Origin of the sequence: Aurantimonas sp. (genome assembly GCF_964217435.1) — a bacterium.
GTDB classification, from domain to species: Bacteria; Pseudomonadota; Alphaproteobacteria; order Rhizobiales; family Rhizobiaceae; genus Aurantimonas; species Aurantimonas coralicida.
On sequence record NZ_CAXPJM010000054.1, the window covers coordinates 165,363 to 185,234 of the forward strand.

Genomic DNA, 19,872 nt, shown 5'->3' on the forward strand with positions numbered 1-19,872 from the left:
TGCCGGTTCGCTCGCGGCCCATCCAACATTTCCTGCAGGAGCGCCGAACGCCCCATGCTGACCGTTTCGAACGTCGATCTTTATTACGGTGCGGCGCAGGCGCTGCGCGGCGTGTCGCTGAATGCCAGGAAGGGCGAGATCACCTGCGTCCTCGGTCGCAACGGCGTCGGCAAGACCTCGTTGCTGCGGGCCATCGTCGGCCAGCAGCCGATCCACGCCGGCCAGATCGCGCTCGACGGCGATAATCTCGGCCGTGAGGCGCCCTATACGCGGGCACGGCGCGGCATCGGCTTCGTACCCCAGGGCCGCGAGATCTTCCCGCTTTTGACGGTGAAGGAGAATCTCCAGACCGGCTTCGCGCCGCTGAAGGGCGCCGACCGGACCATCCCCGACCATGTCTTCGAGCTCTTCCCTGTGCTCGCCGACATGCTAGGCCGGCGTGGCGGCGACCTGTCAGGCGGCCAGCAGCAGCAGCTGGCGATCGGCCGGGCGCTGGTGACGCGGCCGCAGCTTCTCGTCCTCGACGAGCCGACCGAGGGCATCCAGCCGTCCATCATCAAGGATATCGGCCGGGCCATCCGCTATCTGAAGGACCAGTCCGGTCTCGCCATCCTGCTGGTCGAGCAATATCTGGATTTCTGCCGCGAGCTCGCCGATCAGGTCTACATCATGGATCGCGGCGAGATCGTCTTCGACGGCCCCGCCGAGGGCCTCGACGATCCCGAGGTGCGCCGGCATCTCACGGTGTGACCCCGATCTCCGCGATGATCGCCCTCGCTTCAGTCTTCCCGAGCGGCATGTTAGAAAGGATGACACGGTCGCGGCCGATGTCCCTCGATCTGCGGCATGTGGTGCGTTCCGCTTTTGGGAGGATACCCAGTGCGCTTCATCGCGACGCTTCTTGCCTGCCTTTGTCTTGCCGGTGCCAGTCAGGCGCAAACGCTGGTCAAGCCCGGCGAGGTCGATCAGATCGTCGACATCGCCCGTGGCTTCGGCTCCGGGACATTGGAAAAGGACGAGACCGAATATGTCCGGGGGCGCATCGATGGCACGCTCTACGTGATCTTCTTCAACGACTGCAATTCCGACAGAAGCGAATGCCAGAGCCTTCAGTTCTATGCCTCCTGGGACGGCGTTCCTGTCGATCAGGCCGCCATCAACGGCTGGAACCGGGACAAGCGCTTTGCCAAGGCCTATATCGACGCCGAGAACGATCCGGTGCTGGAGATGGACGTCAACCTGCGCCACGGAGTCACCCGCGGCAATCTCGAGGATACGTTCGACTGGTGGCGTCTGTCCCTGAGAGAGTTCAAGTCGGGCATCCTCAAGCTCTAGGGCCATTCGCGACTTCCGGTGGCCAGCCGTGGGGCTGGAATTCGCGCCCGGTCGCACTCTTGCCGTCCATGCCGGGACCTGCGAGCCTCGCGCCATCTCCACGGATCCCCATGGACAGATCACCATGAATGACGCAGCCGGTGCCCCGCCGGATCTAGCCGCTTTGCCGCGCGTCCGCGCTGGCCTGCCCGCATGAGCGCGGTGCGCAACCTGCCGCAGACGGACCCAGCGGCCCCGCGCCGCATGCAGCGCTCGGAAGGGTCGGCGTCGGCGCAGTTCCGCGTCGTAGACAAGCGGACCCGGCTGCAGCGGCTGCACCAGTCCGGCTGCCTCAAGCTGCGGTTTCCGCGGCTGCCGCGCCAGCAGGCCGAGGCGATCCTGATCAACAGTTCGGGCGGCCTGACCGGCGGCGACCGGCTGGCGCAGGATTTCACCGTGGCGGCCGGGGCCGATCTCACCGTCACCACCCAGGCCTGCGAACGCATCTACCGCGCAGCGGGCGGGGATACTGCCCATGTGACGACGAGCGCGACCCTGGAAGCGGGCGCAAGGCTGGCCTGGCTGCCGCAGGAGACGATCCTCTTCGACGGCGGCCGGGTGCGACGCACGCTCGAGGTCGAGGCCGCGCCGGATGTGCGCTTTCTGCTATGCGAATCGCTGATCCTCGGCCGCGAGCTCATGGGCGAGAGCGTGACCGCCGGCCATTTCCACGATCGCTGGCGGGTGCGGCTGGGCGGCCGGCTGGTCTTTGCCGACGACCTGCAGCTGTCCGGCGACATCGCTGCGGCGATGGCGGAGCCCGCCTCGCTCGGCCCGAACCGCGCGCTGGCGACGGTGGTAGCTCATCTGCCCGACGCCGAGGCGCGCCTCGACGGGCTGCGCGCCGTGATCGGCGAGGACGGCGGCGCCAGTCTGGTTGGTGGTCTTCTCGTCGCCCGCATCCGGGCCGTGTCCGGCTTTCATCTGCGCCAGCGGCTGGTGCCGGTGCTTTCGGGTCTGGCGGACGGGCCGTTGCCGCTTGTATGGTCGCTATGACGCATCTGCGAAGGAACCCGGCATGCAACTGACCCCGCGCGAAAAGGACAAGCTGCTCGTCTCGATGGCCGCCATGGTAGCGCGCCGCCGGCTGGAACGCGGCGTGAAGCTGAACCATCCCGAGGCGATCGCGCTGATCACCGATTATGTGGTGGAAGGCGCGCGCGACGGCCGCAGCGTCGCCGACCTGATGGAGGCCGGCGCCCATGTGATCACGCGCGACCAGGTGATGGAGGGGATTGCCGAGATGATCCACGACGTCCAGGTCGAGGCGACCTTTCCCGACGGCACGAAGCTGGTGACGGTGCACGAACCGATCCGCTGATCCGGGCGATCTGCGGCCTGGGGCCTGCGCTACCGGACGCGTTGCCTATCGCCGTTCCGTTGCCGGGGCCTCGGCCAGTGTGTCCGCCTTCGCGGCGGGTTCGAGGGAGGACACGGTGATGTCCGGCTCGTCGGCTGCGACAGCGACGGGCGCGTCTCCGACGAATCGGAACCCCTGTTCGATGACGGAATAATAGGCGGGACCGGTGACGGGACCGATGGTGACAGTGCGGACCATCAGGGGCTGCGCCGGTCCGACGGGACCGAGGAGCAGACCGAGAAACGCCGCGATCAGAAGCGACCTCAGCATGTGAACTCCAACCTGTTGTGCGGTTGCGCGGTCCGATCGTTCGATGCCGGACCTTTGCCTTCTTCCGCAACGTCATTATGCGACGTTTCGTTCCGCGCACCAGCTCTTTTTGCCCAAAGCCGTTAACGCGGAGCCGAGACATAACCCGCGAAAGTTTCACGAGTTCTTGCCGGCGCAACCTTGGTTATCGGTAGGCTTTCCGAAATCCTACAGGCCATCCCGCCGCTCTTCGCATCTGCGAGATCAGCGCCAGAAAGCCTTTGACACCGGGTCGGCCGGCTTCCATGATCGCGCCCGAACCCGCCGTGCCGGACGGCCTTTCGAGGCGGTGCTGGCGGTGGGCTGGACGCGACCCATATCGGGGCGCCCGTCGACCAATCTGAGGGACATCCGCATGCTCACACGCTTCGCCATTGCCGCCGCAACCCTGGCCGCCGCAACAGTGCCCGCCTTCGCCCATCTCGATCCGGTTGCGCATGGCTCGCTGGCCGCCGGCGCGTCGCATCCGCTGCTCGGCTGGGACCACGTCCTGGTCATGGTGGCCGTGGGCCTGTGGGCTGCCACGCTCGGCGGCCGTGCGCGCCTTGCCGTTCCTGTCGCCTTCGTCGCCGCCATGGGGGCTGGCTTCGTGCTGGCCCTGAACGGCCTGTCGCTGCCCTTCGTCGAGCCGGTGGTCATGGCGTCGGTCGTCGCCCTCGGCCTGCTGGTCGCCGCCGCGGTTCGCCTGCCGGTTCCGGCCGCGGCCGCAGCCGTCGGCGCCTTCGCCCTGTTCCATGGTTCGGCCCATGGCGCCGAGCTCGGTTCGGCCGGCGCGCTTTCCTTCGGCCTCGGTTTCGTGGTGGCCACGGCCGCGCTGCATGGCGTCGGCCTGGCTCTCGGCCATTCCCTGACCGCCGGCCGCCAGCCGCTGATCGTCCGGGCGCTCGGCGCGGCCTCGGCGCTTGCCGGCCTCTACATGATCGCGGCCTGAGCCACGTGACGCATCCGGGCTCTGGCCCGCAGACGACAGGGCTCGCCCGGAGACGGGCGGGCCTGAGAGAAGAGCAACGGCGTGCCTGAATTCGTCCGGGCGCCGCAGCCGGTCGGCGAATACGACCTGATGGCGATCGGCCCCGTGCTGCTGGTGGTTCTGGCGATCATCGCCATTCGCAAGCTCTGGAGGAATGGATCATGATCCCCGGCGAAATCCTCACCCCCGACGGCGACATCGTCCTCAATGACGGCGCCAAGCCAATCACCCTGATGGTTGGCAATACGGGCGACCGGCCGGTCCAGGTCGGCAGCCACTTCCATTTCGCCGAAACCAATCCCGCACTCACCTTCGATCGCGACGCCGCGCGCGGCATGCGGCTGGATCTGGCCGCCGGCACCGCCGTGCGCTTCGAGCCCGGCCAGACCCGCGAGGTCACGCTGGTGCCGCTCGGCGGCGCGCGCAAGGTCTATGGCTTCAACGGCAAGGTGATGGGCGCGCTCTGACCGGCGCGACGTCGGCGCCGCTGAGGCGCCACCCCTGATTCCCGGCCGTGAGGACGATGGCTGCAAGCCTGGCAGATGGCACAGGCGCGGCTTGGTGCGAGCTGGAAAAGGGGACGGGCGAATGTGCGACCATTGCGTGATCGACAGCGTGAAGAGCCGGATGCTGAGCCGGCGCGGGCTTCTCGGCGGCGGGCTCGCCGCGGCCGCGGCGGGGACCGCCAGCCCGGCCTTTGCGCAGGACGCCGCCAGGCCGGCGGCCGCCTCCACGATGCCGGCCAATTCCATCGCCGACCTGACCCATGAGCTCTATCCGGAGTTCCCGACCTTCTTCGGCGACCAGCAATTCTTCATGGAGCAGAAATTCTCCTACGCCGAGCACAAGTTCAACCTGTTCGAGCTGCGGGTGAACGAGCACACCGGCACCCATGTCGACGCGCCTTTGCACTTCTCCGCCGACGGCCAGTCGGTGGCGGAAATCCCGGTCGACAAGCTGATGGCGCCACTGGTCGTGGTCGACATCCGCGAGAAGGCGGAGAAGGATGCGGACGCGCAGGTCACGCCCGACGATCTGAAGGCCTGGATCGCGGCCCATGGCGACATGCCGGAGAATTGCTGCGTGGCGATGAATTCCGGCTGGGCCCGGCATCTGGACACCGACAAGTTCCGCAATGCCGACCAGGACGGCACGATGCATTTCCCCGGCTTCCATGTGGAGGCGGTGCAGATGCTGCTGGAGGGATCGGCGGTCGGCATCGCTGTCGACACACTGTCGCTCGACTTCGGCATGTCGCCGGACTTCGCCGTGCATTACGCTTGGCTGCCGGAAGGCCGATGGGGGCTGGAGTGCATCGCCGGGCTCGACGACATGCCGGCGACCGGTGCGACGTTGATCGTCGGCGCGCCGAAGCATCGCGGCGGCTCGGGTGGTCCGGCCCGCGTCTTCGCACTCACCTGAGGGGACAGGCCATGGCAACGGCACCGCTGGTTTCGGATGCACAGTCCAGCCCCGAGGTGCGCGCCGTCTTCGACGACATCCGCGCGACCCGCGGCTCGGACTTCGTCAACAATTTCTGGCGCGTGCTGGCCGCCGATCCGGCGACGCTGAAGCGGACATGGGAGGAAGTGAAGGCGGTGATGGGGGCACCGGGCGCGCTCGATCCGCTGACCCGCGAGATGCTCTATATCGCCGTTTCGACCACCAATGGCTGCAGCTAGTGCGTCCATTCCCCCACGGCCGCGGCGCGGGCGAAGGGAATGACGGATGCGCAATATGGCGAGCTGCTGGCCGTCGTCGGCCTTGCCGCCAGGACCAACCAGCTGGCGCAGGCGCTGCAGGTGCCGGTGGACGACGCCTTCGAGGTCTGATCGCCGCCTCATGCTACCAGGCGTGGCTCAGTCGCCATTGGCCTTGGGAATGGCGCTCGGGGCGTTCGACAGGCCGCGGCGAATGGAGCCCAGATCGACGGCGACGGTCGGCTTGGTAATCCGGTAGGCGCGGTCGGATCCGGCGCCGGGCGTGCCGATCGTGTCGCTGGTGCCGAAGCTGGTGACCGACGAGGTGCCGGCGCCGTCCTCGGAGCGTGCCAGCCCTTCGGCATTGAGGCTGTTGATCGTCGACGAACCCTCGCTCGCCAGCCCCTCGGTGGTGTTGGCGCCGAGGCCGGTGCTGCCGGAACTCGCCCCCGGTGCGATCGGGTCGGAGAGGGTCGGGGATGCGCCCGTATTTGACAGGCCCGATCCCGATCCGACGCCGCCCGTGCTGCCGATACCGCTGGCGCCGGAGCCGGTGACGACACCGCTGCCCGACGATCCGCCGATGCCAGACGAGCCGCCGGCACCCGAAGAGCCGCCGACGCCGCCGGAGAGCTGGGCCAGTGCGGGAGCCGCGGTCAGCACCGCCGCAATTGCAATCAGGGGGGTGAGGGATCTGCGCATGGCCTCTGCCTTCCGGTTTCACGGCGCGGGTCGGTGGGTGTCGGCGGCCCGCTGCCTCTGATGACCAACTCCGCGCGCTTCCGACCGGTTCCCGAACGCCGTCAAGCCGTGCGCCGCCTACCGCCGGATGATGGCGCGGTGGGAGCCGACTGAACGGCCGCGGGTCACCCCGCTGCGGCCGGCGGCACCGGGGCCCTGCCGCGCGAAGCTGCCGGCATTGATGCCGTTGAGATCCGACCGGCCTTCGACCGCGCGCTCCTCCGTGCTCGGCTGGGCAGCGCGGCTGCGGGGCACCTTCGGCTTCAGATAGCTGTCGTCGAAATTCTTGCCGTAGGCCCGCTCGGTGACCGTGTCGCCGAAGACGTCGGCGCCGCGAATGCGGGGACCGGCCGGCGCCGCCGGCGACCCGCCGATGCGCATGCCCGACGCCGACGAGCCCGGCACGTCGCCCATCGGCCCCGGATCATAGGCCTGGGCGAGGGCGGCGCTGGGTAGGAGCAGCGCGGCAAGGAGGGCGAAGCGGATCATCTGGGCTCCTGAATCGGGGGCGCGCGGCCATGGCCGGCATGCGCGCCGCGGCGGCCGAATTGCCGCCAGTCTCGCCCCGATCGACAAAACCGGGAAGACAAGCTTTCGCGACCGACATATGGTCGCTGATGGTGCGCCGCAACGAGAGCGGCCGTATCCTTAGAATTCGACCCGTCTGGAGATCGCCCATGCCCGCCCGGATCGCTCGCTCTTCCTATGCCGCCATGTTCGGCCCGACGACCGGCGACAAGGTGCGCCTGGCCGACACCGAACTGTTCATCGAGGTGGAGAGGGATTTCACCACCTATGGCGAGGAGGTGAAGTTCGGCGGCGGCAAGGTGATCCGCGACGGCATGGGCCAGTCCCAGCATTCGCGGGCCGAGGGCGCGGTCGACACGGTGATCACCAACGCGCTGGTCCTCGATCATACCGGCATCTACAAGGCCGATATCGGCCTGCGCGACGGTCGCATCTGCGCCATCGGCAAGGCCGGCAATCCCGACACACAGGGCGGCGTCGACATCATCATCGGCCCGGGCACCGAGGCGATCGCCGCCGAGGGCAAGATCGTCACCGCCGGCGGATTCGACAGCCATATCCACTTCATTTGCCCGCAGCAGATCGAGGAGGCGCTGTTTTCCGGCGTCACCACCATGATGGGCGGCGGCACGGGGCCGGCGCATGGCACGCTGGCAACGACCTGCACGCCCGGCCCATGGCATCTGGCGCGCATGCTGCAGGCCACCGACGCCATGCCGATGAATATCGGCTTCTCGGGCAAAGGCAACGCCTCGCTGCCGGCCGCGCTGGAGGAGATGGTGCGGGGCGGCGCCTGCGCCCTGAAGCTGCATGAGGACTGGGGCACGACGCCCGCCGCCATCGATTGCTGCCTGTCGGTGGCCGACGATCACGACGTGCAGGTGATGATCCACACCGACACGCTGAACGAGAGCGGCTTCGTCGAGAACACCGTCGACGCCTTCAAAGGACGCACCATCCACGCCTTCCATACCGAGGGCGCCGGCGGCGGCCACGCGCCGGACATCATCAAGGTCTGCGGCCTGCCCAACGTGATCCCGTCCTCGACCAATCCGACGCGGCCCTACACGACCAACACGCTGGAAGAGCATCTCGACATGCTGATGGTCTGCCACCATCTCGACGCGTCGATTCCCGAGGACATCGCCTTCGCCGAAAGCCGCATCCGCAAGGAGACCATCGCGGCGGAGGACATTCTCCACGATCTCGGCGCCTTTTCGATCATCGCCTCCGATTCCCAGGCCATGGGCCGGGTCGGCGAGGTGATCGTGCGCACCTGGCAGACCGCCGACAAGATGAAGCGGCAGCGCGGGCGGCTTTCCGGCGAGACCGGCGACAACGACAATCTGCGTGCCCGCCGCTATGTCGCGAAATACACGATCAACCCGGCCATCGCGCAGGGCATGTCGAAGGAGATCGGCTCGATCGAGGTCGGCAAGCGCGCCGACATCGTGCTGTGGGACCCGGCCTTCTTCGGCGTGAAGCCGATGATGGTGCTGATCGGCGGCACCATCGTGGCGGCCCCGATGGGCGACCCCAACGCCTCGATCCCGACGCCGCAGCCGGTGCATTACCGGCCGATGTTCGGCGCCTTCGGCAAGGCCGTCAGCAATTCCGCGATCTCCTTCGTCTCGGGCGCGGCGATGGCCGACGGGCTGCGCGAAAAGATCGGCTGCGAGAAGGCGTTCCTGGCGGTGGAGAATACCCGCGGCGGCATCTCCAAGGCGTCGATGCGCCTCAACGATGCGACACCCCATATCGAGGTCGATCCGGAAACCTACGAGGTGCGGGCCGACGGTGAATTGCTGACCTGCGAGCCCGCCTCGGTGCTGCCGATGGCGCAGCGCTACTTCCTGTTCTAGGCTTTCCCGAAGAATTGCAGCCGGCGACCGAAGGACGATCGGACCGTCGCGGCCAAAGGGGAGGAGCCATGATGCACCGCAATGACGTTTCGATCGCCGCACGGGGCAGGGCGCTTGCGCTCGGCCTGGCGCTGGCCGCCATCGGTTCCGTCCCTGCACTCGCGCAGGACGGAGAGCCGCTGACCCTCGATCTGGAGGGACCGGCCGAGCGCACCACCGTCACCTATCTCTGCCGGGACGCGGAGGAGGCCGAACCGGTGGAAATGGCTGTCGAATACATCAACCTGCCGTCCAACTCGCTCGCCATCCTGCCGGTAGACGGCCGCCAGACATTGTTCGTCGATGTCATGTCCGGCTCGGGCGCGAAATACGCGGCCGGCGCGATGGTCTGGTGGACCAAGGGACGGCGCGGCGATCTCTACAGCGAGATGCGCAGCGATCCGAGCCAGACGACGGTCTGCGAAGTGCGCCGCTGATCGGGACGGGTGCTCAACCGCCGACGAGCGCCGCGGCACTGGCGTGCAGGGCCGGGCGGTAGCCGGCTGCGATCGCCGCGATGCTCGGCAGCGGCGTTGCCACTGTGACCAGCCCACCCGGCATCTCCCGCACGGCATCGTAGCCCGCCGGCGTCCAGCGCAGCAGGCGATTGTCCAGAACGAGCCAGGGCCGCTCCTCGACGATGACGAAGACGCCGTCGGGCAGCTCGCGTCCGACGCGCTCCGCCCGGCGCTGACGGCGCGTGCCCGTGACGATGCGCGCGCCATGCAGAAGATCGTCGATCTCGCGGCTCGACGGGGCGACCTCCAGCCCGTTGCCCTCGGCGAAAGCGGACCGATAGGCGAGGGCGGCCGCGCGGCGACATTCCCAGCAGGGCCGGTGGCCGGCGGCAAACGCCGTCGCCTCGTCGAGGAAGAACAGTTCGGTGTAGCGGCCCGGCGCCATGATCTCGCGCTGGCGGCTTTTGAACGCCAGCGTGCAGACGATCCACGCCTTGTGCTTCCAGCGGCTGACGCCGAGGTGGCGCGTGCCGTCATGCAGGATGCCGCGATTGCCCATGAAATCGCCCCTGGCCGGGTCGGCGACGATCTCGCCCAGCGGGGTGACGCGGTTCTGCAGAGCCATGCTGCGTTCCCCTGCCCATCTGCCGACGTTTTCCTCGCCATGGTTCTCCCGGACGAAGGGCTGGTCCGGAGCCACGGGGCACCGTATCGTCGCGGCACGCACAGTGAAACGGGCATGGCCCATCAGAAAGAGACAGTGGGATGATCGTCGGCGATACCATCAAGCGGGCTGGAGAGTGGACCACGGCGGCGGACACGATCACGCTGGACGAATCGGCGCGCCATCGCCGTCGTATGGCGATGGTCAGCGACGATGGCATCGCCTTCCTGCTCGACCTGCCGGAGGCGCTGCTGCTGGTCGAGGGCGACGCCATTCTTCTGGATGACGGCCGGCTGATCGCCGTGAAGGCCAAGCCCGAGGAGCTCTACGAGATCCGCGGCCGCGATGCCCGCCACCTGCTGGCGCTGGCCTGGCAGATCGGCAACCGGCATCTGGCGGCGCAATTGCTGGACGACCGCATCCTGATCCGCCGCGACGCCGTGGTGCGCACCATGCTGGAGGGGCTGGGCGCCGAGATCACCGAAACCGAGGCGGCCTTCGATCCCGAAGGCGGCGCCTACGAGCCGTCGGGCCATCACCATCCGGTCGAGACGGCCCCGCTTTGAGCCGGCTAACCGACGCAGGCCCGGTGTCGAAGGCGGCATCGGTTGCTTCTTCGCATCTGGCCGAACTCCTGACCCTGTTCTCGCCGGCCTTCCCGATCGGCGCCTTCGCCTGGTCGCACGGGCTGGAAACGGCGGTGGCCGAGCGCGTCCTGACGGACGGGGCTTCGGTGGAGGCCTGGGTGCGGGTGCTGCTCGATCGCGGCAGTGGCTGGAACGACGCCGTGCTGCTGGTCGAGGCCTACGCCGCGCATCAGGCAGGGAACGCGGCCCGATTCGCGGCCGTCGCGGAGCTGGCCGAGGCGCTGGCCGGCAGTGCCGAACGCCGCGCCGAAACGCTGGCGCTGGGCGCCGCCTTCGCCGAAGCCTCGCAGCCATGGGCGGCAACCGGCGATGCGGAGCGCACGGAAGGCGCCGATGCCATCGCCTATCCGGTCGCGGTCGGGCGGTTGGCCGCCGAAGCCGGCTTTGGGGTGGACGAGACGCTGCTGGCCTTCGTGCACGGCTTTACCGCGTCGCTGGTGTCGGCGGCGGTGCGGCTGGTGCCGTTGGCCCAGAGCGAGGCGGTTCGGATCCTGCGGCGGCTGGAGCCGGACATCCGCGCCCTGGTTGAGCGGGCGGGCCGCTCGACTCTGGACGATCTCGGCTCGGCGGCGCTAGGGTCGGACATTGCCGCACTGCGGCACGAAACCCTTCCCACGAGGCTTTTCCGCTCATGATGTCCAAGAACGGTCCCCTGCGCGTCGGCATCGGCGGCCCCGTCGGCTCGGGCAAGACGACCCTGGTCGAAAAGCTCTGCAAGGCGGCGCGCGACAGCTGGTCGATCGGCGTCGTCACCAACGACATCTACACCCGCGAGGACGCCGAGGCGCTGGTCCGGCTGCAGGCATTGCCCTCCGACCGGATCATCGGCGTCGAGACCGGCGGCTGTCCCCATACGGCGATCCGGGAGGATGCCTCGATCAACATCGCGGCGATCCGCGATCTCAACGCACGCCATCCCGGCCTCGACCTGGTGCTGGTGGAATCGGGCGGCGACAATCTGGCCGCGACCTTCTCGCCGGACCTCGTGGATCTGTCGATCTACGTCATCTCGGTCTGCCAGGGCGACGACATTCCGCGCAAGGGCGGACCGGCGATCACCCGCTCGGACCTGCTGGTGGTCAACAAGACCGATCTCGCCCCCCATGTCGGGGCCGATCTGGAGCGGATGCGCAGCGATGCCGCGAAGGGCCGCGGCGACGGCCCGACGATCTTCGCCGATCTGTCGCGCGCCAAGGGGATCGGCGATATCCTCGCCTTCCTGTCCGAGCGCGGCGGCATGAGAGCGGTGGAGAGCGCCGCGTGACACGGCTCTGGCTGAAGACGCCGCTGGCGATCCTCGCGGAGGGGGCCGGCGGTGGCATCGTCGTGGAGGACGGCCGCATCGTCGAACTGGTGCCGTCGGGTGGTGAGCCCCGGGCGCCGGTGGACGAGACTTTTGACGCGGCGCGCCATGTCGTTTTGCCGGGTCTCGTCAACACCCATCATCATTTCTACCAGACGCTGACGCGGGCCCATCCGCAGGCGATCGACAAGGAGCTGTTTCCCTGGCTCCAGAGCCTCTACCCGATCTGGGCGCGGCTCGATCCGGACAGTTTCCACCTGTCGGTTCGCCTGGCCCTGACCGAATTGCTGATGTCCGGCTGCACCACGGCGGCCGACCACCATTATCTGTTCCCGAAGGGGCTCGAGGACGCCATCGACATCGAGGCCGAGGAGGCAGCAGCGCTCGGCATCCGGGTGACGCTGACCCGCGGCTCGATGAATCTCAGCCAGAAGGATGGCGGCCTGCCGCCCGATTCGGTGGTGCAGGACGAGGACGAGATCCTCGCCGACAGCGAGCGGCTGATCGGCCGCTGGCACGACCGCAGCGACGGCGCGATGACACAGATCGCGCTGGCGCCGTGCTCGCCCTTCTCCGTGACGAAGAGCCTGATGATGGCGAGCGCCGAGCTTGCCGACAGGCACGATTGCCGGCTGCACACCCATCTTGGCGAGACCGAGGACGAGAACCGCTTCTGCGTCGAGAGCTTCGGCTGCCGTCCGGTCGACTATCTGGAGGACGTCGGCTGGCTCGGGCCGCGCACCTGGCTGGCCCACGGCATCCATTTCACCACCGACGAATGCCGCCGGCTCGGCGCCCACAAGGTCGGCGTCTGCCATTGCCCGGCGTCCAACGCGGTGCTGGCCTCCGGCTTCTGCCCGGTGAACGAACTGCGCGCGGCGGGCTCGCCCGTCGGCCTCGGCGTCGACGGTTCGGCATCGAACGATGCGTCGAACCTGATCGAGGCGGCGCGCCATGCGCTGATGGTGGGCCGGCTGAACTATCGCTCCGCCGAGGCGGTCACCGCCCGCGACGTGCTGGCCATGGGCACGGAAGGCTCGGCGGCCTGTCTCGGCCGGACCGATATCGGCCGCATCGCCGTCGGCATGCAGGCCGATCTCGCCCTGTTCACGCTGGACGAGCTGCGCTTTTCGGGCGCGCACGATCCGATCGCCGCGCTTGTTCTCTGCGGTGCGACCCATGCGGACCGGGTGATGGTCAAGGGCCAGTGGCGGGTCGAGGACGGCATGCCCGTCGGCATTGACATCGGCCAACTGCGGGCCGCGCACGGCGCGGCGGCCTTGCGCTTCGCCTGAGCCGTCCGGGGCCGAGTGGCGGCCCCGGACGCAGATCCTATTCGGTGGCTGCGGCCTCGTCGGGCAGCGCATAGGCGATCACGCTGTCGCCGCGCTTGGTGCCGAGCGAGCCATGTCCGCCCGCCGCGACCAGCACGTACTGCCGCCCGTCGGCGCCCTCGTAGGACATTGGCGTCGACTGGCCGCCGGCCGGCAGCCGGGCGCGCCACAGCTGCTTGCCCGTTGTCACGTCGAAGCCGCGCACGTAATAGTCGAGCGTGCCGGAGATGAAGGCGACGCCGCCGGCGGTGATGACCGGCCCGCCGAGATCCGGCACGCCCATCTCGAAGGGCAGCGGGATCGGCGAGGAATCACGCACCGTGCCGTTCTTGTGCATCCAGACGGTCTCGCCGGTGGCAAGGTCGGAACCCGCGACATAGCCCCAGGGCGGCGACTGGCAGGGCAGGCCGAGCACCGAGGTGAAGGGCGACAGCTCAACCGCGTAGGGCGCGCCGAAATTCTCGTTCAGCGCCGGTAGCGCGCCTTCCGGCTGCGACTTGTTGACGACGAGGTCGCTGTCGTTGTCGCGCGGCACCAGCTTCGAGACGAAGGCCAGATAGGCGGGCGTCGAGAACATCACGTCGCGCACCGGATCGATGGCGACACCGCCCCAGTTGAACACGCCGAAATTGCCCGGATAGACCAGCGAGCCTTCCAGCGACGGCGGCGTGTAGCGACCCTCGTAGCGATAGCCGTGGAAGGCGATGCGGCAGGCGAGCTGATCGAACAGGGTGGCGCCCCACATGTCGGTCTCGCGGATCGCCGGCGGATCGAAGGACAGCGCCGAGACCGGCTGCGTCGGCGCGGTGAAGTCCGGTTCGACGGCACCGCCGGGGACCGGGCTCTCGACCACCGGCAGGGCCGGCTCGCCGGTGCGCCGGTCGAGGACGTAGACCTCGCCCTGCTTGGTCGGCTGGACCAGCACCGGCACGCTCTCGCCCCTGATGGTCAGGTCGAGCAGCGAGGGCTGCGACGGCACGTCGTAATCCCACAGGTCGTGATGGACGGTCTGGAACACCCAGCGCACTTCGCCGGTGGCGATGTCGAGGGCGACGACCGAGGAGGAGAAGCGCTCGACGGCGTCGGAGCGGTTTGCGCCCCACTGGTCCGGGGGCTGGTTGCCGAGCGGCACATAGACCATGCCGAGCGCCTCGTCGGCCGCGGAGATCGACCAGGAATTCGGCGAGTTCGGTGTGTAGGTCTGGCCTTCCGGCAGCGGCGCGGTCTGGTCCGGATTGCCCGAATCCCAGGCCCAGACGAGATCGCCCGTCTCGATGTCGTAGCCGCGGATGACGCCCGAGGCCTCGTTGGTGGAAACGTTGTCGAGGACCGTGCCGCCGACGATGACGATGTCCTGCGTCACGACGACCGGCGAGGTCGAGTAATAGGACCCCGGATTGACGTTCGGCATCTTCCGCCAGAGGTCGATCTGGCCGTCGCCGCCACCGAAGCCGGTGCAGACGGCACCGGTGTCGAGGTTGAGGGCGATCAGCCGGCCGTCGGCGGTCGGCATGAACAGCTTGCCGTCGCAGGCGTCGCTGGTGCGCGCGGCGGTCGCCGCCGCCACCGGCTGGTTGCTGGTGGGCGTCTCGACCGGCGTGGCCGGTGCGGTCGTGGCGTCACCCGCCGCTGCCGGCTGGCCGTCGGTCTGGGGCGCGGCAAGCTGGCCGCTCTGGGCAAGAGCGGTGGCCGTGCCGGTGGGCGCGTCGGAGGCCGGCGACGCCGCATCCGCGGCCGGCGCGGCGGCCGCGTCGGCACCGGCCTGATCGGGCGTGCCCGGTGCCTGATAGGCGAGGCCGCGGCAGGTCAGGTGCTGCAGGGCGAGCTCGCCCTGGATCTGCGGATCGTAGCGCCAGATCTCTTCGCCGGTCGTGGCATCGAGGGCGATGACGTTCTGATGCGGCGTGCACAGATACAGCCGCTCGCCGATCTTCAGCGGGGTGACCTCGAAGGTGGTCTCCACCGGGTCGCCCGGCTGGGTCTCGTCGCCCGTATGGTACTCCCAGGCCACCTGGAGCCGGTCGACATTGTCCGGGGTGATCTGGTCCAGCGGCGCATAGCGCTGGCCGTAATTGGTGCGGCCGTACTGGTGCCACTCGCCGGCCGGCACGCCGAGATCGTTCCACGCCGTCTGGCGCTCCGGCAGACGGCCTTCGACCGAGTGCAGATCGGTGAACCAGGAGATGCCGGCCACGACAAGGGCGATGACGAGGGCGCCGGAAAGCGCCAGACCCGATCCGCGCCGCGCCGACGGCGTGACGACGACGCCGTCCAATGCCTGGGCTACATTGCGGCGGCCAAGGCGCCGGGTGATCCACGGCAGGAGCAGGACGAGGCCGAGGATGAAAATGACGCCGCCGCGGGCCGCCAGCGGCCACCAGTCGAAGCCGACCTCCCAGATCGCCCAGACCAGCGTGCCGACGACGAGCGCGGCGTAGAGCGACAGCGCTTCAGGACGGCGGAACTGCAGGAGCAGCGCGGTCGCCAGCATGACGAGGCCGGCGATCAGATAGTACCAGGAACCGTCCGCGACGATCAGCCAGAGGCCGCCGCCGGTGAGGAACAGGCCGGCCAGGGCCAGGATCGCGATCGTGATGAGGGAGATGATCGAGCCGGGACCGGAGCGCATCGGACGTCCTTTCGCTGTGCAGCATGTCGGATCGACCTATCGCCCTCGGCCAGCAAGTCCAGCCTTTGGCGCCTGCGGCAATGCAAAATGGACGGGCGAGCGGTTGCCGGTGCCTTGCCGGCTCACGCTCGGTCGGTCGGCGCTCCGGTTGCCCCGCCCTTGCCCGCGGCTACTGCTCCGCCAGCACCGAATAGGGTGCCGGGTAGACCTTCTCCTCGAGGTTCGGCTGCTCGCCGCCACGATCGACGACGACGAAATCGCTGGTCTGGGAGAGCGACACCAGCGGGTGGTGCCAGACATTGCGGGCGTAGTTCACGCCCTGGCCGGGGGCGGCGAGGAAGGCCTGGGGCTCGCCGGGCTGGCCGTCCCGATCCGGCGCCACGACGACCAGGAACGGGACCGGTTGCAGGGGCATGAAGGCCTGACTGCCCAGCGGGTGGCGCTCCATCATCCGGATTTCCACCGGGCAGGCGAAGGCCTGGCCGCGAAAGATGGAGATCAGCGGACGGCCGCCCTCGGTCGCGACATCCACATGGGCGAGATCGTGAAAGCGGGTGGTGGTGCCGCCATTGATCGCAAAATGCGCCGCGCCATCGGTCTCGATGACGTCGCCGAAGGGGGCGAAGGCCTCCCGTGTCAGCGGGCGCGCGAGCAGCGTTCGGCCAGTCCCGCTCATGATGCCTTGGTGCCGTAGAGGCGCAGCCGCGACACGCCGCCATCGGGGAAGATGTCGAGACGGACATGGGTCACCGGACCGAGATCGATCAGGTCGTCGAAGGTCCGCTCTTCGTCGGCCGCCAGCCTGGTTTCGTCGAGGAGCAGCGGCCATGCGGCGCTTTCCGCCTCGATGACGTCAGGCGCGGGATCGGCGTCGAGCCGGACGGCGCGCAGGCTGAAGCGGTCGGGGAAATTGCCCTTGAAGTGGCGCGTGTCGATCAGAAGGTTGGAGATGGTGCCTGCGGTGCCGAGCTTGAGGACGCACCAGTCATTGCCGTGTCGGCGGCGGCGGGCGGTCTCCCAGCCATCGGCCATCACCGGCGCGCGGCCCGGCGCCAGCATGTTGGCGGGCGCGCCGTAATGGGCGTCGTTCCATGCGATGGCAGTGCCGCCATTGGTGAGGGCGGCGAGATCCACCACCTCGTCGTCGGCGACCTCTGACCAGTCCTTGGCGATGGTGCCGTAGACCCGCAGGCGCGCAACGCCGCCGTCGGGGTAGATGTGCAGGCGCAGCCAGCGGAACGGGCCGGCAGCGTCGCTGGCGACGATGTTGTGGCTGTCGCCCTTCAGATCCATGCGCGGCACGATGGTCTGCCAGTCGTCCTCGCCCGGCGCGTCCACCGTGTCGGCCGCTTCGAGCGCGGCTTCCGGCGGGAAATTGCCGGTGAAGAAGGCGGTGTCGATGTCGACGGCGGCGATGGTGCCGCGCTGGCCGAGGCGGATGATCGCATGGTCGTGGCCGGGCGTACGCTTGCGGCGCGATTCCCAGCCATCCATCCACTTGCCGTGGTCGTCGAAGCGGTCCGGGAAGAAGACCGGCGCCTCGGGCGCGATCATCCGGCTCTTGTCGGCGAAGAAATCGTCTGTCGCGAAGGTGACCTCGGTGCCGAGCCGCGGATGGGCGAGATCCACATAGCGCTTCAGGAGGTCGTCGGCCTCCGGTGCGGGGTCGGCGGTGATGAAGCGTTCGGAGCTCATGTTGCGTCCTCGAAGATCTGGGCGATGCGCAGGCGGGCGATGCGCTCGACCTGCCGGCATGCGGTGGCGAATTCTGTGGCCTGGTCGTTGTCGACCCGCGCCTCGAAGGCGGCGAGGATGTCGTCCTTGGTCAGCCCCTTCACGGCGATGATGAAGGGAAAGCCGAAGCGTGCGACATAGCGCGTGTTGAGATCGGTAAAGCGGTTAAGCTCCGCCTCGCTCAGCCGGTCGAGGCCGGCGCCGGCCTGTTCGGATTTCGATTGCTCGGTCAGGTCGCCGGCCAGTGCCAGCTTGCCGGCGAGATCGGGATGCGCCTTGAGGATGCCCAGCCGCTCGTCCTTCGAGGCGAGGCGGAAGGTCTGGGTCATTGCGGCGGCAAGGCCTTCGGCCGTGTCGTTGGCGGCGCCGAGACCGCGCGTCAGGGTGCGCTCGGCGATGAAGGGCGAATGCTCGAAGACCGAGCCGAACACGTCCACGAAGGCCGTTTTCGACAGTCGGCTCGGCCGCCAGGGCGCGGCATGGGGAAAGCGCTCGCGCCAGTGGCGGGCTATGTCGATCCGCCGTGCGACCCAGACGTCGGGCTTCGACTGGACATAGTCGAGGAAGCGGGCCAGCGCCGCGGCGCGGCCGGGCCGCCCGACCAGCCGGCAGTGCAGGCCGATATTCAGCATCTTCGCCTGACCGGCCTCGCCCTCCGCATAGAGGACGTCGAAGGCGTCCTTCAGATAGGCGAAGAACTGGTCGCCGGAATTGAACCCCTGCGGGGTGGCGAAGCGCATGTCATTGGTGTCGAGCGTGTAGGGCACGACCAGAAGCGGCCCGGACTCCGTCTCCTGCCAGTAGGGCAGGTCGTCGGCATAGGCGTCGGAGGCGTAGAGGAAGCCGCCCTCTTCGGCGGCCAACTCAAGCGTGTGCTGCGAGGAGCGGCCGGTGTACCAGCCGAGCGGGCGTTCGCCGGTGATCGCCGAATGCAGCGCGATGGCGTCCTGCATGTCCCGGCGCTCGTCCTCGCGGCTATAGTCCTTGTATTCCACCCATTTCAGGCCGTGCGAGGCGATCTCCCAATCGGCCTCCTGCATCGCGGCGACCACGTCCGGGTTGCGCGCGAGCGCGGTGGCCACGCCATAGACCGTGACCGGCATGGCCCGTTCGGTGAACATGCGCCAGAGCCGCCAGAAGCCGGCGCGCGAACCGTATTCGTAGATCGATTCCATGTTCATGTGGCGCATGCCCGGCCAGGGCTGGGCGCCGACGATCTCCGACAGGAACGCCTCCGACGCCGCGTCGCCGTGGAGGACAGAATTTTCGCCGCCCTCCTCGTAATTGACGATGAACTGGACGCAGATCTTGGCGTCGCCACTGCTGCCCGGATTGGGCCATGCCGGGGCGGGGGGCGTGCGGCCGTAGCCGAGAAGGTCGCGCGGGTAGCGGGATGTTGTCATGCAGGCTCCGTCAGTCTGCGCAAGAGATAGCCCGAACCCGGTGGTCTCTGGAAGCGTCGGCGAGAGACGTCGCGAAGGGTCAGCGGCGACCGCCCACCTCGTCGATATGCAGCAGCATGTCGGCGGGGTCCTCGTAGACCCGGAAGGCGCCCGCCCGCTCCAGCTCGTTGGTACCGTAGCCGCCCGACAGCAGCCCGACGCCGAGCGCCCGGCAGCGCTGCGCGGCCAGCATGTCCCAGATCGAATCGCCGACGACGATGGTGGTGTCGGTCGCAACGCCCAGCTTCTCGGCAGCGGCGATGAACAGGTCCGGATCGGGCTTGGCGTATTTGACCAGGTCGCGGGTGATCACCGGCACCTTGTCCGGATCGACGCCGAGCCGGTCGAGATTGTGCCGCGCGGTCTCCATCCGGCCGCTGGTGGCGATCGCCCATTTGACGCCCGCCTCGGTCAGCGCCGCCAGGAGCTCCGCCGCGCCGGGCAGCGGGCGCACCATGTGGGCGTGCCGGCCATAGGCCTCCGCATGGAGCTTGCGCAGGCGCTTCGAGGTCTCCTCGGTGATCTCGCGGTCGGTCTCGCGTAAGAGCTGGTTGGTGAACAGCCCGCCGCTCATGCCGATCTTGCGGTGGATGCGCCAGACCGACAGGGCGATGCCCTCCGAATCGAGCGCCTCCTGCCAGGCGATGACATGCTGGTAGACGCTGTCGACGAGGGTGCCGTCGAGGTCGAAGAGGAAGGCCGGTCCGTCACGCATGTTCTGGCTCCATTGGTGTCGGCCATCCCGGCGGAACGGCTGTCACGGGGGATGTGTGGCGCC

At 68.6% G+C, this 19,872-nt stretch carries 23 protein-coding genes and 1 pseudogene; 15 read left to right on the forward strand and 9 right to left on the reverse strand.

Annotated features, from left to right (window positions below):
• Positions 1–54 precede the first annotated feature (54 nt).
• The 4 genes from urtE to ACEQX1_RS19010 all read left to right on the forward strand — a co-directional run bounded on the left by urtE (position 55) and on the right by ACEQX1_RS19010 (position 2,695).
• Complete coding sequence (urtE, locus tag ACEQX1_RS18995) at positions 55–750, forward strand: urea ABC transporter ATP-binding subunit UrtE (protein WP_370193735.1); 696 nt, start codon at positions 55–57, stop codon at positions 748–750.
• 129 nt (positions 751–879) lie between these two features.
• Positions 880–1,335 (forward strand): YbjN domain-containing protein, encoded by a 456-nt coding sequence (locus ACEQX1_RS19000; RefSeq protein ID WP_370193736.1) that lies wholly within the window; start codon positions 880–882, stop codon positions 1,333–1,335.
• Positions 1,336–1,527: 192 nt separating this feature from the next.
• Positions 1,528–2,370, forward strand: a complete 843-nt coding sequence (locus ACEQX1_RS19005; protein WP_370193737.1) for an urease accessory protein UreD — start codon at positions 1,528–1,530, stop codon at positions 2,368–2,370.
• Positions 2,371–2,392: 22 nt separating this feature from the next.
• Positions 2,393–2,695 carry an urease subunit gamma gene (locus tag ACEQX1_RS19010; RefSeq protein ID WP_009210852.1) on the forward strand — a complete coding sequence of 101 codons (303 nt, stop codon included), beginning with the start codon at positions 2,393–2,395 and terminating at the stop codon, positions 2,693–2,695.
• Between the two features lie 45 nt (positions 2,696–2,740).
• Here the strand turns inward: ACEQX1_RS19010 and ACEQX1_RS19015 are convergent, their stop codons facing one another.
• A complete protein-coding gene (locus tag ACEQX1_RS19015) occupies positions 2,741–3,004 on the reverse strand; it encodes a hypothetical protein (RefSeq protein ID WP_024349748.1) in 264 nt (87 codons plus the stop codon).
• 394 nt (positions 3,005–3,398) lie between these two features.
• On the opposite strand from ACEQX1_RS19015, the gene ACEQX1_RS19020 reads away from it, so the two are divergent.
• The 5 genes and pseudogenes from ACEQX1_RS19020 (at position 3,399) to ACEQX1_RS19040 (ending at position 5,845) form a co-directional block, all read left to right on the forward strand.
• On the forward strand, positions 3,399–3,974 hold the full coding sequence (locus tag ACEQX1_RS19020) for a HupE/UreJ family protein (RefSeq protein ID WP_277025354.1): 576 nt from the start codon (positions 3,399–3,401) through the stop codon (positions 3,972–3,974).
• Between the two features lie 81 nt (positions 3,975–4,055).
• Positions 4,056–4,178: a hypothetical protein gene (locus ACEQX1_RS19025; protein WP_370193740.1), complete on the forward strand. Its 123-nt coding sequence runs from the start codon at positions 4,056–4,058 to the stop codon at positions 4,176–4,178.
• Positions 4,175–4,480, forward strand: a complete 306-nt coding sequence (locus ACEQX1_RS19030) for an urease subunit beta (protein WP_370193741.1) — start codon at positions 4,175–4,177, stop codon at positions 4,478–4,480. Before ACEQX1_RS19025 ends, ACEQX1_RS19030 begins: the two co-directional genes overlap by 4 nt.
• 121 nt (positions 4,481–4,601) lie before the next feature.
• The gene (locus ACEQX1_RS19035) at positions 4,602–5,435 is read left to right on the forward strand and encodes a cyclase family protein (protein ID WP_370193742.1); all 834 of its coding nucleotides are present in this window, start codon (positions 4,602–4,604) and stop codon (positions 5,433–5,435) included.
• 11 nt (positions 5,436–5,446) lie between these two features.
• Positions 5,447–5,845, forward strand: a pseudogene (locus ACEQX1_RS19040) (carboxymuconolactone decarboxylase family protein).
• Positions 5,846–5,872: 27 nt separating this feature from the next.
• Here ACEQX1_RS19040 and ACEQX1_RS19045 read toward each other — a convergent pair.
• The gene (locus ACEQX1_RS19045) at positions 5,873–6,415 is read right to left on the reverse strand and encodes a hypothetical protein (RefSeq protein WP_370193745.1); all 543 of its coding nucleotides are present in this window, start codon (positions 6,413–6,415) and stop codon (positions 5,873–5,875) included.
• 117 nt (positions 6,416–6,532) lie between these two features.
• Positions 6,533–6,943 (reverse strand): hypothetical protein, encoded by a 411-nt coding sequence (locus tag ACEQX1_RS19050; protein WP_370193746.1) that lies wholly within the window; start codon positions 6,941–6,943, stop codon positions 6,533–6,535.
• Positions 6,944–7,131: 188 nt separating this feature from the next.
• Between ACEQX1_RS19050 and ureC the strand changes: the two genes are divergently transcribed.
• Both ureC and ACEQX1_RS19060 read left to right on the forward strand, forming a co-directional pair.
• The gene (ureC, locus tag ACEQX1_RS19055; RefSeq protein WP_370197381.1) at positions 7,132–8,844 is read left to right on the forward strand and encodes an urease subunit alpha; all 1,713 of its coding nucleotides are present in this window, start codon (positions 7,132–7,134) and stop codon (positions 8,842–8,844) included.
• Between the two features lie 68 nt (positions 8,845–8,912).
• Positions 8,913–9,320 carry an MliC family protein gene (locus ACEQX1_RS19060; protein ID WP_370194320.1) on the forward strand — a complete coding sequence of 136 codons (408 nt, stop codon included), beginning with the start codon at positions 8,913–8,915 and terminating at the stop codon, positions 9,318–9,320.
• 13 nt (positions 9,321–9,333) lie between these two features.
• Here ACEQX1_RS19060 and ACEQX1_RS19065 read toward each other — a convergent pair whose 3' ends face one another.
• The gene (locus tag ACEQX1_RS19065; RefSeq protein WP_370194319.1) at positions 9,334–9,966 is read right to left on the reverse strand and encodes a hypothetical protein; all 633 of its coding nucleotides are present in this window, start codon (positions 9,964–9,966) and stop codon (positions 9,334–9,336) included.
• 140 nt (positions 9,967–10,106) lie between these two features.
• On the opposite strand from ACEQX1_RS19065, the gene ACEQX1_RS19070 reads away from it, so the two are divergent.
• The 4 genes from ACEQX1_RS19070 to ACEQX1_RS19085 are packed head-to-tail and all read left to right on the forward strand — an operon-like array spanning position 10,107 to position 13,250.
• The gene (locus tag ACEQX1_RS19070; protein ID WP_230786314.1) at positions 10,107–10,571 is read left to right on the forward strand and encodes an urease accessory protein UreE; all 465 of its coding nucleotides are present in this window, start codon (positions 10,107–10,109) and stop codon (positions 10,569–10,571) included.
• Between the two features lie 23 nt (positions 10,572–10,594).
• Entirely contained in the window at positions 10,595–11,287 is a 693-nt protein-coding gene (locus ACEQX1_RS19075; protein WP_370194318.1) for an urease accessory protein UreF, read from the forward strand.
• Positions 11,284–11,916: an urease accessory protein UreG gene (ureG, locus tag ACEQX1_RS19080; protein ID WP_230786309.1), complete on the forward strand. Its 633-nt coding sequence runs from the start codon at positions 11,284–11,286 to the stop codon at positions 11,914–11,916. Before ACEQX1_RS19075 ends, ureG begins: the two co-directional genes overlap by 4 nt.
• Positions 11,913–13,250, forward strand: a complete 1,338-nt coding sequence (locus ACEQX1_RS19085; RefSeq protein ID WP_370193993.1) for an 8-oxoguanine deaminase — start codon at positions 11,913–11,915, stop codon at positions 13,248–13,250. Before ureG ends, ACEQX1_RS19085 begins: the two co-directional genes overlap by 4 nt.
• Before the next feature lie 37 nt (positions 13,251–13,287).
• On the opposite strand, the gene ACEQX1_RS19090 is transcribed toward ACEQX1_RS19085, so the two are convergent.
• The 5 genes from ACEQX1_RS19090 to ACEQX1_RS19110 form a co-directional block, all read right to left on the reverse strand.
• The gene (locus tag ACEQX1_RS19090; RefSeq protein ID WP_370197383.1) at positions 13,288–15,918 is read right to left on the reverse strand and encodes a glucose/quinate/shikimate family membrane-bound PQQ-dependent dehydrogenase; all 2,631 of its coding nucleotides are present in this window, start codon (positions 15,916–15,918) and stop codon (positions 13,288–13,290) included.
• 169 nt (positions 15,919–16,087) lie between these two features.
• A complete protein-coding gene (locus tag ACEQX1_RS19095; protein WP_370197385.1) occupies positions 16,088–16,594 on the reverse strand; it encodes an ureidoglycolate lyase in 507 nt (168 codons plus the stop codon).
• On the reverse strand, positions 16,591–17,613 hold the full coding sequence (gene alc / locus ACEQX1_RS19100; RefSeq protein ID WP_370193990.1) for an allantoicase: 1,023 nt from the start codon (positions 17,611–17,613) through the stop codon (positions 16,591–16,593). The genes ACEQX1_RS19095 and alc overlap by 4 nt, the downstream gene beginning before the upstream one ends.
• Entirely contained in the window at positions 17,610–19,055 is a 1,446-nt protein-coding gene (gene puuE, locus ACEQX1_RS19105; RefSeq protein ID WP_370197387.1) for an allantoinase PuuE, read from the reverse strand. The genes alc and puuE overlap by 4 nt, the downstream gene beginning before the upstream one ends.
• A gap of 79 nt (positions 19,056–19,134) precedes the next feature.
• A complete protein-coding gene (locus ACEQX1_RS19110) occupies positions 19,135–19,809 on the reverse strand; it encodes an HAD family hydrolase (RefSeq protein ID WP_370193988.1) in 675 nt (224 codons plus the stop codon).
• Positions 19,810–19,872: the final 63 nt, after the last annotated feature.